The 14,639-nt window shown below is 69.3% G+C and carries 16 protein-coding genes; 6 read left to right on the top strand and 10 right to left on the bottom strand.

What is annotated here, in order from left to right; genetic code table 11:
- Nucleotides 1–19: 19 nt before the first annotated feature.
- The 4 genes from EDD27_RS38795 to EDD27_RS38775 form a co-directional block, all read right to left on the bottom strand.
- Nucleotides 20–571, bottom strand: a complete 552-nt coding sequence (locus EDD27_RS38795; RefSeq protein WP_127941251.1) for a DinB family protein — start codon at nt 569–571, stop codon at nt 20–22.
- A gap of 92 nt (nt 572–663) precedes the next feature.
- On the bottom strand, nt 664–1,413 hold the full coding sequence (locus EDD27_RS38790) for a DUF2071 domain-containing protein (RefSeq protein WP_164904263.1): 750 nt from the start codon (nt 1,411–1,413) through the stop codon (nt 664–666).
- Nucleotides 1,414–1,612: 199 nt separating this feature from the next.
- Nucleotides 1,613–1,954, bottom strand: a complete 342-nt coding sequence (locus EDD27_RS55965; protein ID WP_206641846.1) for a VOC family protein — start codon at nt 1,952–1,954, stop codon at nt 1,613–1,615.
- 263 nt (nt 1,955–2,217) lie between these two features.
- Nucleotides 2,218–2,826, bottom strand: coding sequence for a TetR/AcrR family transcriptional regulator (locus EDD27_RS38775; RefSeq protein WP_127936808.1), 609 nt, complete (start codon nt 2,824–2,826; stop codon nt 2,218–2,220).
- A gap of 71 nt (nt 2,827–2,897) precedes the next feature.
- Between EDD27_RS38775 and EDD27_RS38770 the strand changes: the two genes are divergently transcribed.
- Nucleotides 2,898–4,145 carry an FAD-dependent oxidoreductase gene (locus EDD27_RS38770; protein WP_127936807.1) on the top strand — a complete coding sequence of 416 codons (1,248 nt, stop codon included), beginning with the start codon at nt 2,898–2,900 and terminating at the stop codon, nt 4,143–4,145.
- Between the two features lie 47 nt (nt 4,146–4,192).
- Here the strand turns inward: EDD27_RS38770 and EDD27_RS38765 are convergent, their stop codons facing one another.
- Nucleotides 4,193–5,008, bottom strand: coding sequence for a class I SAM-dependent methyltransferase (locus tag EDD27_RS38765; protein WP_127936806.1), 816 nt, complete (start codon nt 5,006–5,008; stop codon nt 4,193–4,195).
- Between the two features lie 844 nt (nt 5,009–5,852).
- Between EDD27_RS38765 and EDD27_RS38760 the strand changes: the two genes are divergently transcribed.
- Nucleotides 5,853–6,698, top strand: a complete 846-nt coding sequence (locus EDD27_RS38760) for an NAD(P)H-binding protein (RefSeq protein ID WP_127936805.1) — start codon at nt 5,853–5,855, stop codon at nt 6,696–6,698.
- A gap of 572 nt (nt 6,699–7,270) precedes the next feature.
- On the opposite strand, the gene EDD27_RS38755 is transcribed toward EDD27_RS38760, so the two are convergent.
- Together EDD27_RS38755 and EDD27_RS38750 are read right to left on the bottom strand one after the other, a co-directional pair.
- Nucleotides 7,271–8,248: an L-threonylcarbamoyladenylate synthase gene (locus EDD27_RS38755; RefSeq protein ID WP_127936804.1), complete on the bottom strand. Its 978-nt coding sequence runs from the start codon at nt 8,246–8,248 to the stop codon at nt 7,271–7,273.
- A gap of 316 nt (nt 8,249–8,564) precedes the next feature.
- On the bottom strand, nt 8,565–9,206 hold the full coding sequence (locus EDD27_RS38750; protein WP_127936803.1) for a carbonic anhydrase: 642 nt from the start codon (nt 9,204–9,206) through the stop codon (nt 8,565–8,567).
- A gap of 217 nt (nt 9,207–9,423) precedes the next feature.
- Between EDD27_RS38750 and EDD27_RS38745 the strand changes: the two genes are divergently transcribed.
- Nucleotides 9,424–9,651: a hypothetical protein gene (locus EDD27_RS38745; RefSeq protein WP_127936802.1), complete on the top strand. Its 228-nt coding sequence runs from the start codon at nt 9,424–9,426 to the stop codon at nt 9,649–9,651.
- 114 nt (nt 9,652–9,765) lie between these two features.
- Here EDD27_RS38745 and EDD27_RS38740 read toward each other — a convergent pair whose 3' ends face one another.
- On the bottom strand, nt 9,766–10,713 hold the full coding sequence (locus EDD27_RS38740; protein ID WP_127936801.1) for an NAD(P)-dependent alcohol dehydrogenase: 948 nt from the start codon (nt 10,711–10,713) through the stop codon (nt 9,766–9,768).
- 86 nt (nt 10,714–10,799) lie between these two features.
- On the opposite strand from EDD27_RS38740, the gene EDD27_RS38735 reads away from it, so the two are divergent.
- Nucleotides 10,800–11,471, top strand: coding sequence for a TetR/AcrR family transcriptional regulator (locus EDD27_RS38735; RefSeq protein WP_127936800.1), 672 nt, complete (start codon nt 10,800–10,802; stop codon nt 11,469–11,471).
- Between the two features lie 24 nt (nt 11,472–11,495).
- Here the strand turns inward: EDD27_RS38735 and EDD27_RS54860 are convergent, their stop codons facing one another.
- Together EDD27_RS54860 and EDD27_RS38725 are read right to left on the bottom strand one after the other, a co-directional pair.
- A complete protein-coding gene (locus tag EDD27_RS54860; RefSeq protein WP_164903388.1) occupies nt 11,496–11,903 on the bottom strand; it encodes a hypothetical protein in 408 nt (135 codons plus the stop codon).
- A gap of 195 nt (nt 11,904–12,098) precedes the next feature.
- Complete coding sequence (locus tag EDD27_RS38725; protein WP_127936799.1) at nt 12,099–12,734, bottom strand: TetR/AcrR family transcriptional regulator C-terminal domain-containing protein; 636 nt, start codon at nt 12,732–12,734, stop codon at nt 12,099–12,101.
- A 178-nt stretch (nt 12,735–12,912) separates the two neighbouring features.
- On the opposite strand from EDD27_RS38725, the gene EDD27_RS38720 reads away from it, so the two are divergent.
- Both EDD27_RS38720 and EDD27_RS38715 read left to right on the top strand, forming a co-directional pair.
- The gene (locus EDD27_RS38720) at nt 12,913–13,752 is read left to right on the top strand and encodes an NAD(P)H-binding protein (protein WP_127936798.1); all 840 of its coding nucleotides are present in this window, start codon (nt 12,913–12,915) and stop codon (nt 13,750–13,752) included.
- Between the two features lie 34 nt (nt 13,753–13,786).
- On the top strand, nt 13,787–14,587 hold the full coding sequence (locus EDD27_RS38715; protein ID WP_127936797.1) for an aminotransferase class IV family protein: 801 nt from the start codon (nt 13,787–13,789) through the stop codon (nt 14,585–14,587).
- Nucleotides 14,588–14,639: the final 52 nt, after the last annotated feature.

Here is a 14,639-nt window from a genome sequence, read left to right as displayed (position 1 = left end):
TGTACCCACATCGAGTGGGCTATTGCCCTACCCGGCCGTCGATGCATTCGCGCAGCAGATCGGCGTGCCCGCAGTGGCGGGCGTACTCCTCGATCCGGTGAACCCACAGCTCCCGGACAGCGATGCCGTCCTTACCCACCCGCGCGCCCAGATCCGCATACTCGGCCAGCGCGGCATCGGTTGCCGCCTGTTCGCGAGCAAGATCGGCGAATGCGCCGTCGACCAGCGCCTGCTCCGCAACGGCTTCCTCGAAGTCGGCATCACGGGCTCCGTACAGCTTCGGTGCTGGCTCTCCTGGCAGAATCCAATTGCGCCAGTCTCGCTCCACCTCGGCAAGATGGCGGAGCAGACCCAGCAAGGACATGGTCGACGGTGGCACCGACCGGCGCGCCAGTTTCTCCGGATCCAACCCCTCGCACTTCATCTGGAGGGTCAGTCGATAGTCCCTCAAGAAGTCCTGCAGCGTCGCCAACTCACCGTCCGGGCTGACTCCCTCTCTGTTGCGAGGATCCTCGTCGGGGTCCGCCCACATGTCGGGGTAGACGCTGGCCTGGCTCCACCGCTCCGGCATGTCGCTCACCGTGCTCACTATGCGGAGCAGTGGCTCGACATGCAAGCGAGTTTCCAGGCCTGCCAGCCGCGCTCCTCGACTCGGGCGGGTCGTTAGGTGTGGTGGAGCGCAAGAGGTCCGGGTTCGGCCGGGCCTGAGTCCATGGCCGGTAGCGGACGCCAGGTGACGGGGACTTCGCGCATGACGAGCGCGCAATCCAGAGTCGCGCTCCCCTTCGGCAGGCTGTCGAAGAACGACGACTGCGCCGACACGATTCGGCAGGCGTCCAGCTGCCAGGCGCTCGCGCGCAACTCCATGCCCTCGAGTGCCCCCGCGGCCGTAGGAGAGTAGCCCTTGGCCCCGCGCTCGAAGAAAATCGATGCCTGTTGCAGGTTGTCGAAGAGCTTGCTGCCACGCAGTTCGGGGGTCACCTCGACGGAGACGTCCACTCGGGTGTCTCCGCTGTGGGTGGTGTAGGCGACGTGCAGCTCGCCGGGTGTCTCACGGACCTCGAACACGGCCCGGCCGTGCTCACCGGGAAAGAGACGTCCGCCGGCCCAGGTGTTGAACAGGGAGGCTGTGTCGCGGCGTGGTATGTAGACGCCGGTCTCGACTCCGTCGGGACCGTCCCACTCGACGGCGATGCGGTGGGCGGCGTTCTCACTGCGCAATCCAACCGCCTTCGGCGCCCAGCTCGGCCGTACGTCTCCCAGGCGCAGCAGGCAGATGCCTGCGACGGCATGGTCGCGCACGAGCTGGGGGCGAAGCCCACCAGGCAGCAGGCGGGCGGCGACCTCCGGCGCCAGCCGGTAATTCACCAGGAGACGGCGCTCGACAACGCTGGACAGACGAGGCTGCCTCATACTTCCGCACCTTCCTAAAAGGCCACGCCCCTTGGTGTGGCGTAGGACGATCTGCTCGGGACAGACAGCGCTGAGGAAACGGCCGACGCAGATGGCCAGCCGCTCCTCGGCTACGGTACCGTCGCGGCGCTCGGTGACCAACGGCTCGCCGCCAAAGGTAGCGTGCTGTGATCACGGGGCCGATGGCCGCCAGGACCGGTCAGCGGTCACAGATCAGGAGGATGTTGCCGTCGGGATCCCGCACCGTGAAGTAGAGACACGTGTCCGGGTCGCCCTCGATGGGGGTGGGTTCCAGCCCGGCGGCAGCGAGCCGCCGCGTGGCTTCGACATCGTCGACATTGAAGTTGTGGGTGCTGAACGGCAGACCGGGTTCGGCTTGGATGCCGCTATCGGGCCCCATCAAGGTCAGTGTCGCGCCGGGCCGGCCGCCGGCTAGGTTCGCCGACCACTCGTTCACACTGACCGTCTCGAAACCGAAGGTGTCCGCGTACCACAGGGCCGCCGCCGCTGGATCGGCGACCGGCAGGAACGCCGTGCCCACGCGCGGCGCGCTGGCGGTGGGCAACTGTACGAGGACGAACTCGTTGTGGCAGAGGTCCTGGACGTGGCACACGCGGGCTCCGTCCGCCTCGTAGGGGGATACCGAGACGTGGACGCCGGCCTTGCGCGGCGTCCCACGCCGCGGCCCTTGGCGGCGATGGGCACACAGCGGGCAACCTGATCCGGAAAGTAGAGCCGCGCGCCGACGGGAGCGTCGGCGGGGACAGTGGCAGGCCCAGAGTCTGCCGTGTCCTCCAGCGCTGATCATTGAGGGGCGGGAGGTGGCTGGCGGTAGCCGGTGACGGTGGCGAGGATCGCGTCGCGCCAGCGGGCCTCCGCTTGGTCGGGCGTGCCGAGGTGGCCTTGGAGTTCGAGGGTGGCCAGGCCGTGGACCAGGCCCCAGAGGTGCTGGCCGACAAGCCGGGGGTCGCGGCCGGGCAGGTGTCCCGCGTCGGCGAAGCGCTGGAGTGCCTGGACGACGCGGGTGAGGCTGCGGCGGGCCAGCCGGGCGTCGTCCCCGATGGGGCGGAAGCCGGGCACGGCGCCGCTCATGAACAGGCCGTAGAGGTTGGGCTCCTCCAAGGCGGCGGCCCGATACGCGAGCGCGAGTGCGGTGATCTCCACGAGCGGGTCCTCGTGCTCGGGAACGGCCTCGTGGTGGCGGCGCATGGTTTCGGCGGCCTGCTGGTAGAGCGCGCGGAGCAGGCCCTCCTTGTCGCCGAAGAGGCTGTAGACCGCCCGCGTGGTGGTCTGGGCCTCCTGGGACACCCGCCGGACGCTCACCCCGGCCGATCCCTCGGTCGCCAGCAGATCGCCGGCCACCGCCAGCAGCGTGCGGCGGGTCTGCTCGTCGTGCGCGCGTGGGCGTCCCATGCTGGACAGCCTATCGCAACGCTGTTACGTTACAGCGTAACGAAACAGCGTGACGAAACCGGGAGAGCGTTATGGACTACGACGTCGTCATCGTGGGAGCGAGCATCGGCGGCTGCACCGCCGCGATCCTGTACGGCCGGGCCGGCCTACGCGTCGCGCTGCTGGAAAAGCACCGCAACATCGGCACTGCGAAGCGGTTATGCGGCCACTTCCTGCTCGGCCGCGCCCAGGCCCCGCTGCAGCGGCTCGGCCTGTGGGACGACATGGTGGCCACCGGCGCGGGCACCGGTGACCTCTCGATCCGGACCGAGTACGGGTGGACGGACCGCTCCCGCGTCGACGCCCCGCCGTTCCTCAACGTCAGGCGTACCACCCTCGACCCGATCCTGCGTGGCCGCGCCGCCGCCAGCGGGGTGGACCTGCTCCTCGGCCGTACGGTCACGGGCCAGCTCACCGAAGGACGCCGCGTGACCGGCGTCCGCGCCAGGCTGCTCGACGGCACCGAGGAAACCCACACCGGCCGCCTGGTGGTCGGTGCCGACGGCTACCGTTCCAAGGTCGCCTCGCTGGCCGGCGTGCCCGAGCGGTTCACGCCGAACGGCCGCGCGTTCTTCTACACCTATTACCGGAACGTCCGGCACACGCTGCCCACCCCCGCCGTCGTGTGGTGGAACGACCGGGACTGGGTGGTGCTCGGCCCCACCGATGGCGGGCTGACCGAGGTGGCGGTCATGCCCGCCAAGGACACCCTGCCCCCGGACCTGACCGACCACGCCGCCTACATCGAGCGCTACGTCGCCTCGCTGCCCGACGCCCCCGACCTGACCCGCGCCGAACGCGCCGCCAAGGTCGTCATCGCCCCCGACTACCCGCTCATCCGCCGCCACCCGGTCCCCGCGCCGGGCCTGGCCCTGATCGGTGACGCGGCACTGACCGCCGACCCCACCCCCGCCCCCGGCTGCACCTGGGCGCTGCTGTCGGGCCAGTGGCTCGCCGACGCCACGGCGCCGGCCCTGCTCGCCGGCGACGACCCGGCGGCGGCACTGCGCCGCTACCGCCGGGCCCACCGCGCCATCGAGCGCGAACACGCGTTCATGCGGGGCGACGCGGAAGCCGGCCCGCCCAGCGCGGTGCAACGCCTGCTCCGCGAGGCCGCGGTCCACGATCCGGAGGTGTCCCGACGCCTGGCGCTGGTCGGGATGCAGGTCGCCCCCACCACGTCCCTGCTCAATCCGGCTCTGGCCGCCCGAGCCCTGCTCGTACGCCATCGCAGCCGCCGACGCTCCGCCGGTCGGGCAGGCCACGCGCCTGCCGTATGACCGATGAACGAAGGCGATCTGTCGTCCATGGGCCCCGTTCCCGTGATTCAGAGGGGCTTGTCGTATGTCGATGAGCGCCCGTACTGCCAGACGAATTCCAGCCACGGCGGGGCCACCCCGGTGAAGTGTGCCCAACTGCCCGGTTCCGCACCGGGGTAGTCACCTCGGACCTCAGAAAGGAGCGTCAGCATGAAGCCTTCCCCGATCAGGCTGTTGACTATCCGGCTCAGTGTCTGCGTGTACTCCCTGGGCTCGTGGATGCGGCGGCCGGCCGGTTCCCGGCCGTAGACCCAGTCCTGGTCGGGATAACAGGTCGCGGCCTCGTCCGTGTAGGGCTGCTTCAGCGTGTACCCTTCCCCATTCCAGGAGTCGTGGGTGAGCCCGGCGAAGAACGGGTTGGCGCACATCAGGTAGTAGTAGCCGTCTTTTTTGACGACTCTCGCTACCTCGCGGAAAACGATCCGGGAGTCCGGGACGAAGGTCAGCGAATACGGATGCCAGACCAGATCGAACGAGGAGTCGTCGAGGGCCGACAGGTCCCGCATGTCTCCTTGGACCGTGCGGATGCCGACGCTGTAGTGCTCGGCGGCCAAGCGGTCCCGCTCCAGCTGCCCGGACGAGATGTCGAGAACCGTCACGTCGGCTCCGAGCAGAGCGAAGGCCGCAGACTGCTGCCCGCCTCCTCCCGCCAGGCAGAGCACCTTTCGGCCCGCCAGGTCGCCGGGGATGCCCAGCCTCTCCAGGCCCAGATAAGCCCGAGCCTCCTCCGCGTCCAGGTCGAGCATGGGACGGGTGAACAACGCGTCCGCCTCCACAAGGGCTTCCCAGCGTTCCACGTTGTAGTGATAGACCTCGTCCTGCATAGCGAACACCCTCTCTGCCGCCCAACGGCCGGGACGAGCCACACGATCTTCCTATCGACTGAGGGAAAGGCTCAACTGATTTGCCGTGGTGAGGAGCGTCGAACATACCGCCGCTATACCGCCGCTCGGCGTGCCCACACCAGCGAACCTTTCTTGGTCACCGCAACGGTGTATCGACGACGTCGACCACCACCGTCGGCACCCCGCATCGGCCAGCAAGCCGGCCAGTCGCCCGGTCCCACCCCGGCATCCAATACCGGAGATGCCGACTCCTCTCCCAGCCGGGCCACGACCATCGGATGCACGTCTCCGGTCCTGCCCCGAACCTGGCCGTCGCCAGCCGATTCGCACCTTACCGACCCGTCATGATCACATTCGTGCTGTGAGCTGGTCTTTCACGTGGCGTGCATGTCCGCGACGAAAGTCAGGTGCAGGCGTTCCCTCACCGGCCAGGAGGTCCAGGCTGACGACCGCTTCTGCACTTGATCCGCAGACCACGCAGCGTCTGGCGTTCATCCGCGTCAAGCGAACTACATAGCTGGTCAGCCGCTTGAAGGTCGTTAATCACCCCGGGCCGCTTCGGCCGATTCCATGGTGGACGTTGGAAAAAATCCTCGAGGATTGTCTCCTTTTTGAGAAAAGCGCATGTCAGAGGATCTGATGGCGCTTTCAGGTCACGGCGCGAGCCGCCGTTGGCCGCCACTTTTTCGCAGGTCACAGCAGAATGTGAACGTAATGTTCGCATTTGCCAGAAAATGAGGTGAATGGCAAGAATGGGGCTGATCCGCGCCGATCCCCGAACAGGGGCTTCCTTGGGGCGCGAAGAATCACAAAGGAGCCGACGATGCCGATTCTGGTCACGGGAGCGACGGGGACGGTCGGGTGCAGCCTCGTCCGGCAACTCCTTGAGGCGGGGCAACAGGTGCGGGCGCTGACCCGAACTCCGGAGAAGGCGGCGCTGCCGCCGGAGGTCGAGCTCGTACGGGGCGACTTCGGCGACCCCGCGAGCCTCGTCCCGGCATTGCGCGGGGTCGAGCGGATGCACCTGGTGGCCATCGACGGCTACGGGCCGCTCACGACCGGCGCAGAGATCATCGAACTGGCGGAGCGGGCCGGGGTGCGACGGCTCACCCACCTAGGCCACAACGACCCCAGCGCTCCCGACGACGACCCGATGGAGGCCGATCACCGGGCACTGCATCGCGTCATCGAGGGCTCCAGCCTGGAATGGACCCACGTGTTCCCGGGCGAGTTCATGGCCAACGCCCTGGACTGGGCGCCCTCCATCCAGGCCGAGAGCGTAGTGCGGGCACCGTTCGGCGGCTGGACCAACGCGATGGTGCACGAGGCCGACATCGCCGCGATCCTGACGGCTGCGCTGCTGGAGGAGGGCCACGCCGGCCACACCTACTGGCCCACCGGGCCGGAGCCCGTACGGAGGGCGGAGGCGGTGCGTCTCATCGGGGAGGCGATCGGGCGGGAGGTCCGCTTCATCGAACTGACCGGGGAACAGGCCCGCGAGGAGTGGAGGGACGCCTACCCGCCCGAGGTGATCGAGTGGTTCCTGCAGCTGGGCGACTCCCTGAACGACGCCGAGGTGCCGATCTCGCCGGATGTGGAGAAGGTGACCGGCCGCCCCGGGCGCACCTTCGCCCAGTGGGCCGTCGACCACGCCGACGACTTCCGGTGAGGCCGCCGTGACCGTCCTGGTGACCGGCGCGCGGGAATATCGGCCGCCATGTCGTGAAGGAACTGCTGGCCCGCCACATCTCCGGGGTGCGCGCCCTGACCCGCCGCCGCCTGGCACCCGCCCTGGACGGGCTCGAGCTGGTGTTTCTGTTCCCAGTGCCCGAGACCGTGGCGGAGATCGTCGATCTGGCGGCAGCGGCGGGCGTACGCCGCATCGATGTGCGCGCCGCCTCGGTGGTTCGCGCTCCCCACGGCCACTTCTGCCACCCGCACGTCCACCCGCCGATGTCGCCGCCGTGGCAGTGTCGGGCCTGCTGGAACGGCGACACGTCGGCGCCATCCACACCGTCTCAGGCCCCGAGGCGCTCACCCAGGTCGAGCAGGCACGTGGCCGGCCCCGCCGTGCACCGGCCGGTGACGGCGGTACTGATCCATCGGCGGGCGGCGGCACTTGTCGTATGCGGCGAGCAGATCGGGGACGTCAACGCGCGGGGACGGCACGCGTGCGCGAGCGGGGTCGGACGCGGATCCGGTGGGCGCTCCGGCAGGAACATCGAACGGCGTCGGTGCTGGTCACTTGGAGGGCCGAGGCCCCGCGGCGCGGCGGAGCCGGTTGGCGATCGCGAGTCCCAGCCCCTCCTCCACCGGCAAGGACGCGACGATGAGGTCGCACCCCCGCTGGTCGAGCTCGCGCAGGAACCCGTACAGCCCGCGCGCGTAGGCGGCCATCGAACCGGGGACCGCCACCAGGGCGTGCGCCTTGACCGCAGCGTCGGCGAGGGAAGGGGGAAGAAGGACGCCCACCTGGTGCCCTAGCTCCTGCGCGAGCTCCGCTTCGGCGACCACCTTCTCCGGCTCGACGAGGACGACCCGCGCACGCGGCGCGTAGTGTGACGGATGCTGGCCCGGCACCCGAACGCGGCTCGTCGAGTGGACCGCAAGCGGACACCCCAGCACCGCTTCGAGGTCCTCGCGCGTCACCCCGCCGGGCCGAAGGACGCTTGGGGCCTCGCCCGTGGCGTCGACGATGGTCGACTCGACGCCGACCTCGCAGGGGCCGCCGTCCAGCACGAAGTCGACGGCATCACCAAGCTCTGCACGGACGTGGTTCGCCGTGGTGGGGCTGACCGAGCCGAAACGGTTGGCGGACGGGGCCGCGACTCCGCCGCCGAAGGCTGACAGCAGCGCGAGTGCGACCGAGTGGTCGGGCACGCGCACGGCCACCGTCTCCAGGCCACCAGTCGCTTCGAGGGGCACCCGGCGGCCGCGCCGCAGGACCAGCGTGAGTGGCCCCGGCCAGAAGCGTTCGGCCAGCAGGCGCGCCGTCGCGGGCACGTTCTCCACCCAGTCGTCCAGGTGCTCCGTGCCGCCGATGTGGACGATCAGCGGGTGGGAGGGCGGGCGCCCCTTGACCTGGAAGACGCGCGCGACGGCGGCGGAGTCCTCGGCGTCGGCGCCCAGACCGTAGACGGTTTCGGTCGGGAAGGCCACCAGGCCTCCGGCGCGCAGCACACCGGCCGCCTTCTCGATGTCAGTGGTTCTTGCCGTCACCCTCGCAATTCTCTCACTGTTCCGCTCTCCACATTTGCGTGGTCTCGTCGGCGCATGACGACGAGACCAAGGCCGACGGCACAGCGTGAGCCCGGACGCACGGAAGCCGGCACGGCGGCACCGAGGGAACACCGCCAGCACGGCCCGGCTCAGCGTAGAACCCGCAGGCCCTACCCCGGCTGGCCGGTCACCGCCGGGCGTCGCCTGGTGCGAGCATGCAGGTCCCCCTCCCGTTCAGGGGCCAGCGCACTGCGGTCTGCTCGTCCAGCAGCGCGCGGGCCGGCTCGTACGACAGGCGGGCGGCCGGCAGCGGGTTTCACCGTGCGGAGGCAGCAGCCCTGCTCAGGCCATGGGAGGCGACCAACTGCGCACTGCCGTCGGCCAGCCGGTAGGACAGGCCCGCTACGGCGAGGCGGCCGGCGCCCACCCGCTCGGCCAGGACGCGGGAGCGGTCCAGCAGCAGGTCGACGGTGTGCCGGATGTGCTCGTGGAGGATCTCCTCGGCCTGGTCGCGTCCGGCGGCGCGGGCCGCCAGCACGCTCGGGGTCACCCGCTCGACGACGTCACGGACGAAGCCGGCGGGTGCCCTGCCGCCGTCGGCGGCGGCGCAGGCAGCCGCGATGGCCCCGCACGAGTCATGGCCCAGGACCACGATCAGCGGGCAGTCCAGCACGCTCACCCCATACTCGATGCTGCCCAGCACCTCCGAACCGACCACATGCCCGGCCGTGCGGACCACGAACAGATCACCCAGTCCCCGGTCAAAGATGATCTCCGCGGCCAGCCGGGAATCGGAGCACCCGAACAGCACCGCGAAGGGACTCTGAGCCGGTGCGGTCTCGGCGCGGCGTGCGGCGTCCTGGTTGGGGTGCTCCAGCGAGCCGGTGACGAACCGCTGGTTGCCGTCCAGCAGCGTCTCGAAGGCATCATCGGGAGTCGACGTCAGTATCCCAGTCATAGCCGCAGGCTATTGGTATCGGGCTACGTCCGGCCGAGTAGAAACGCGCGGCCAGGTCCACGGACGGCGGCCGGCCGCACTCGTCCACCGGCATGCACATGGTCACACGTTCTGGTGTGCAGGGATCTTCATCAGGGATGGCAGAGGCGGGCAGCGGGTAGAACGCTGGGGCGTCGCTCCCCGCTGGCAGTGAACGAGGGATGAGGTCTGTATGGGCATGGCTGCTGTACCGGGCACGCCGGCGGGGGATGAATTGGAAGTCGCGCTGGCGGCGCTGGTTCGCGCTTATACCGACGCGGTCACCGTGGCGACGGGGAGGTCGGCGGCCGTCGATGTGCAGGCCGCTCTCGCCGGCGCGGCGCGGATCGGTGACCTGCTGCGGCAGTTGGAGGCAGATCTCGCCAGGCAGCGCAGGATGCTGGTTTGGGCTTCTGTAAGAACGTGATCTGGTCGGCGGCCGGGTCCGGCGGGGAGCTGAGGGGCATGTGCCAGGTCTGTCGGCTGTACAGCAACCTCGCCGAGACGCTGGTGACGGCCCCAGGGATTGGCATGCCGTGGGCTATGGGCGTACGACGATGTTGCCGACCTTGTGGCCGCTGTCGACCCGGCGGTGAGCTTCTGCGATGTCGTGGAGGCCGTAGACCTTGTCGAGCACGACGGTGATCTTGCCGTCGGCCACCAGTTGCAGCAGAAGCTCGAAGTCCCCGACGCGCTCGGGTGCGGTGCCGGTGACGACGTTGCCGCGGGCGCGGATGTTGTCGCCCAGGCCCGCGACGGCCAGCAGCAACACGCCGTTCGCGGTCAGCAGGTGCCGGCCGGAGGCGATCGAGAGGTTGCCGACGGTGTCCAGCACCACGTCGAACCGGTCGGTGGTGCCGGCCAGATCGTCGTTGGTGTAGTCGATGATCCGTTCGGCTCCCAAGCCGGCCACCAGCGGGACATTCGCCTTGCTGGTCACACCTGTGACCGTCGCGCCAAGGTGCTTCGCCAGCTGGACGGCGTTCGTGCCGATCGCGCCTGACGCACCGTTGACGAGCACGGACGTGCCGGGGCCCACCGACGCCTTGTCCCGTAGGAAGAACAATGCCGTCGAGCCGCCGAACAGCAGCCCGGCCGCATCCTCATGGCTCACTTTGGACGGCTTCCGCGCGAGCTTCTTCGCCGGCGTCGCCACGTATTCGGCGTGCGCGCCCAGCTTCAGACCGGTCATGCCGCATACTTCGTCACCTGGTGCGATGCCACGTACGTGCGGGCCGACGGCCTCGACCTCCCCGGAGAAGGCGCTGCCCAGAACCTTGCGCCGCGGCCGGAAGACGCCGAAGATCAGCCGCGCGAACACCGCGAATCCCGCGGGGAACCGGGCTCCGCGGATGCGGGAGTCGGCCGAGGTGACCGCCACCGCCTTGACATGTACCAGAACCTCGTCGGCACGTGGTGTGGGTTGTGGAATCTGCGCGACGCGTACGACGTCGGGTGGGCCGTACCTGTCGATGACTGCGGCCTGCATGGGCCACTCCTTACATGTGTAAGTTTTCGCTCGAATGATAACCTTACCCCTGTAAGTAAACAAGTCCCATCCGAAGGGCTTCCCGCATGCCTCGGCGCCCAGTGCTCAGCCACGACCGCATCATTGACGCCGCGGTACGGGTCGCGGACCGTGGCGGCCTCGTCCAGGTCAGCATGCGCAACGTGGGCAAGGAGCTCGGCGTCGAGGCGATGTCGCTCTACCACCACCTCGCCGGCAAGGATGCGTTGCTGGACGGGCTGGCGAACTGGATCTTCAGCCAGATCGATCTCCCTGACCCTCGGCAGCCGTGGCGGCAGGCGATGATTGACCGCGCCGCGTCGGCCCGCGCCGTCCTGTCGAAGCACCCGTGGGCACTGGGACTCATCGAGTCGCGTCGCTCTCCGGGGCCGGCTCTGCTCCGGCACCACGACAGCGTGCTCGGCTGCCTGCGCCGCAACGGCTTCTCGATCGCGCTGGCGGCACACGCCTTCTCCGCGATCGACGCCTACATCTACGGCTTCGTGCTGACCGAGCTCAACCTGCCCTTCGACGCCGACGAAGGCGTCGACGAGTTCGCCGGGGAGATGCAGCAGCGGCTGCCGGCTGACGTCTATCCGCATCTGGCAGAGATGCTCGCCGAGCATGTGACGCATCGGGACTACGCCTTCGCCGACGAGTTCGAGTACGGTCTCGACCTCATCCTCGACAGCCTCGAAGCACGCTTGGCCGGCCATGAAGCGCCGAGGAGTCGATACTGACCTCGGTGACGGCGCGGATGAGCGTCAGGGCTCCAGCCAGAAGCGTGCCGCCAATTGGCTCGCCAGGTCGGCAACGGGGATGCTGCCGTCGATCACGATGGTGTCGAGGCCATGGTGAGCAGCTTGCCTGCGTACCTCGTCATCCCAGAGGGCATCCCGCGCCAGGCGTTTGACGAGCATGGTCTCCGGATCGTGGTCTCCCCAGTTGGCCCGCGCGCGGGCGGGGTCCGCGTAACGAGCGGCGAGCGCGTCTCGCCGGAATCGGGGTGTGGGCAGGAGGAAGACGGCTTGTACGGGGTCGCGCAGCAGCGGGCTCTGGGCCGGTCCGCACCGTCCATGCCGCCGCGTCGGCCCGCACCGCGTACGTCCGGTCCGGCGAGCCGGCCAGGATGTCGGTGAAGTACTCGCCCATTCGGCGACCTCGTACGCCACGAAACCTTGAGCAGCTCGTCGATGCCGTCGATGGCGAGGTCGTGCGGGACCGGCGCGACCGGCTCCCCGGTGCCGAGCTCGGCGTCGATGCGGTGGACGACCGTTTCCCGCCATCCGCCGGATCCAGAAGCCGACGGTCTGGTCAGGTGCGTACCAGGTGCCGGCCGCCAATGCTTACGGGTGGTCAGCCCTTATTCAGGGCGCGTAGCCGTGCAGGAAGGCGCGTACGCCCGCGGTGACCGTCTCGTCGATCTCCTCGGCACTGGGCTCGTCCACGCGCGACGTCAGCCCGGCGGCGACCAGCAACATCAGATGCAGCGCCGCCCGCTCCGCATCGGCGATCTCGAGCAGCCCGCGCTCGCCCATGGCCGCCAGATACCCGGCGAGTTCCCGGCGGACCCGCCGCGGCCCGGCCTCCTGCCAGGCCTCGACCGCCTCGTCGGGGATGTGCCCGACCTCGGCGTTGACCTGCCGTACCAGTGCGAAGTGCGCCGCGAACTCCGGCCGCGGCGCCACCCACTCCCGCCCGAACTCGATCAGATCGGCTTCTACGTCCACGACCTTGCGCAGGTGACGCTCGATGATCGTGGAGTCCGCGGCGGCCACCCGGGCGGCGCTCTCATGGATGACGGTCAGGAACAACTCGGCCTTGTCCGTGAAGTGGTTGTAGATCGTACGGGTGGACACCCCGGCCGCGGCGGAGATCGCGTCGATGCTGGCGCGGGTGTAGCCGTCGCGGGCGAACACCGTCAGCGCGCCCTCCAGGATCGCCCGCCGCTTGTCCGCAAGCCCGCCACGCGGACGCCCCGTTGTCCCGGCCTGCCTGCCCATGGCGATCCCCTTGCCATCATTGTTTCACCCATTGCCATGCATGCTTTACTTTACGTGGTTGTCGGTCCACAACAATGCCACAGGGTGAGACCGACGCGATTACAATCGCCGCCGTCGCGGGCGCGCTGGCTACCCTGGCGGTCGGGCTCGTCCGGGCTCCGTGAAGATGGAGGCTCATATGATCTTGGTGTCAGGTGCTACCGGGAACGTCGGATCCGAGCTGGTCGACGCACTGGCCTCGACCGGTCAGCAGGTGCGGGCACTCGTCCGCAACCCGCACGGCCTCGCCCTCCCGACGGGCGCCGAACCCGTCACCGGCGACCTGAACCAGCCAGAGAGCCTGGTCAAAGCGCTCGACGGCGTTGAAGGGTTATTCCTCCTGTCGGGCTACGCGGACATGCCGGGGCTGCTGGCCCGCGCACGTGAGGCCGGGGTGCGTCACGTCGTCCTCATGTCCGGCGGCTCGGCCGCGCTGGAGGACCTGGACAACGCCGTGTCCCGTTACATGACGCTCTCCGAGCGGGCCCTGCGGGAGTCGGGACTGCCCTGGACGATCCTGCGGCCCAGGTCCTTCATGTCGAACGCGTTCCGTTGGCTTCCGCAGCTCGAGGCCGGTGACGTGGTGCGGGTGCCGTTCGCGGACGTGCCGGTCGCGGCCATCGACCCGTATGACATCGCGGCCGTCGCGGCACACGCACTGGTGAACGGCGGGCACGAGGGCCGGATATACGAGCTGACCGGCCCCCGCGCGTTGCTGCCCGCCGACCAGGTCGCGATCCTCGGCCAGGTGCTCGGCAGGGACCTGCGGTGCGAAGGCCTGACGAACAGCGAGGCGCGGGCGGAGATGGAAGCGGGCATGCCGGTCGAGTACGTCGACGCGTTCTTCCAGTTCTTCGTGGACGGCACGCTCGACGAGTCCGAGGTCCACCCGACAGTGCAGGACGTGCTCGGACGGCCGCCGCGGACGTTCGAGGAATGGGCGCACGCACACGCCGACGCGTTCCGCACGGCAGGTTGACCTTCATACCGGTGTGAAGGCTTAGCTTCGCCGCATGACCTATGTTGTGCACCGCAACGGCCGTGCGGCGAGTGCCGAGGAGCTGGGACCGTTCGCCTTCGCGGGCTACGCGCATTTCACCGCCATGCAGGTGCGTGGTGGCCAGGTGCGGGGGCTGGACCTCCACCTGGAGCGGTTGCGATCCGCTTCCGTCGAGTTGTTCGGCCAGGCGTTGCCCGACGATCGGGTGCGGGCATGCCTCCGGGCGGCACTCCAAGCCGGCCCGGCTGATCTCTCGCTGACGGCCACGGTGTACTCCCCAGCGGGTGAGTTCACCGTGGCAGGAAAGGACGTGGAGCCCGAACTGCTCGTACGCACCGGACCGGCCGCCTCCGGCCCGCGCGGGCCGCTCGCGCTGGCGGCGGTCGAGCACGAACGGTTCCTCCCGGCTGTGAAGCACGTCGGAGAGGGGGCCAAGACGTACTTTCTCCGCCAGGCCGTCCTGCAGGGGTACGACGACGCCGCCTTCGTCGACCGCCGGGGCCGGCTCAGCGAGGGATCGATCTGGAACCTTGCCTTCTGGGACGGCGCCGCCGTGATCTGGCCCGACGCCGAGATGCTGGGCGGCACCACGATGGCCATGGTGCGCCGGCAGCTGGATCGCCTCGGCGTGCCCCAGCGCGTCGAGCAGGTCACGCTCGCTGACCTGCCGGCGCTGGCCGGGGCCGTGGTCATGAACTCATGGACGCCGGGAGTGGCGGTCCATCGGATCGGCTCCGTGGCCTTGCCTGATGCGCCGTCTTTCGTACAGCTGCTGCACCGGGCCTACCAGGCCGAACCGCTCACGGCGCCGTAGCGTCGCCGGCCCGAGGCCGGGAGAAAACCGTTGGGAAACTGTCGGTGGGCGG

The organism is Nonomuraea polychroma, assembly GCF_004011505.1.
Lineage (GTDB): Bacteria > Actinomycetota > Actinomycetes > Streptosporangiales > Streptosporangiaceae > Nonomuraea > Nonomuraea polychroma.
This window is presented reverse-complemented; position numbering and strand designations above follow the sequence as displayed.

Coding starts and splice junctions, on each gene's coding strand:
- EDD27_RS38790 (WP_164904263.1), bottom strand. CDS start 1,413: ATGAGGCAGCCTCGTCTGTCCAGCGTTGTCGAGCGCCGTCTCCTGGTG.
- EDD27_RS38745 (WP_127936802.1), top strand. CDS start 9,424: ATGGCTGCTGTACCGGGCACGCCGGCGGGGGATGAATTGGAAGTCGCG.
- EDD27_RS38770 (WP_127936807.1), top strand. CDS start 2,898: ATGGACTACGACGTCGTCATCGTGGGAGCGAGCATCGGCGGCTGCACC.
- EDD27_RS38720 (WP_127936798.1), top strand. CDS start 12,913: ATGATCTTGGTGTCAGGTGCTACCGGGAACGTCGGATCCGAGCTGGTC.
- EDD27_RS38795 (WP_127941251.1), bottom strand. CDS start 571: ATGCCGGAGCGGTGGAGCCAGGCCAGCGTCTACCCCGACATGTGGGCG.
- EDD27_RS38760 (WP_127936805.1), top strand. CDS start 5,853: ATGCCGATTCTGGTCACGGGAGCGACGGGGACGGTCGGGTGCAGCCTC.
- EDD27_RS38750 (WP_127936803.1), bottom strand. CDS start 9,206: ATGACTGGGATACTGACGTCGACTCCCGATGATGCCTTCGAGACGCTG.
- EDD27_RS38715 (WP_127936797.1), top strand. CDS start 13,787: ATGACCTATGTTGTGCACCGCAACGGCCGTGCGGCGAGTGCCGAGGAG.
- EDD27_RS38765 (WP_127936806.1), bottom strand. CDS start 5,008: ATGCAGGACGAGGTCTATCACTACAACGTGGAACGCTGGGAAGCCCTT.
- EDD27_RS38775 (WP_127936808.1), bottom strand. CDS start 2,826: ATGGGACGCCCACGCGCGCACGACGAGCAGACCCGCCGCACGCTGCTG.
- EDD27_RS38740 (WP_127936801.1), bottom strand. CDS start 10,713: ATGCAGGCCGCAGTCATCGACAGGTACGGCCCACCCGACGTCGTACGC.
- EDD27_RS38725 (WP_127936799.1), bottom strand. CDS start 12,734: ATGGGCAGGCAGGCCGGGACAACGGGGCGTCCGCGTGGCGGGCTTGCG.
- EDD27_RS38735 (WP_127936800.1), top strand. CDS start 10,800: ATGCCTCGGCGCCCAGTGCTCAGCCACGACCGCATCATTGACGCCGCG.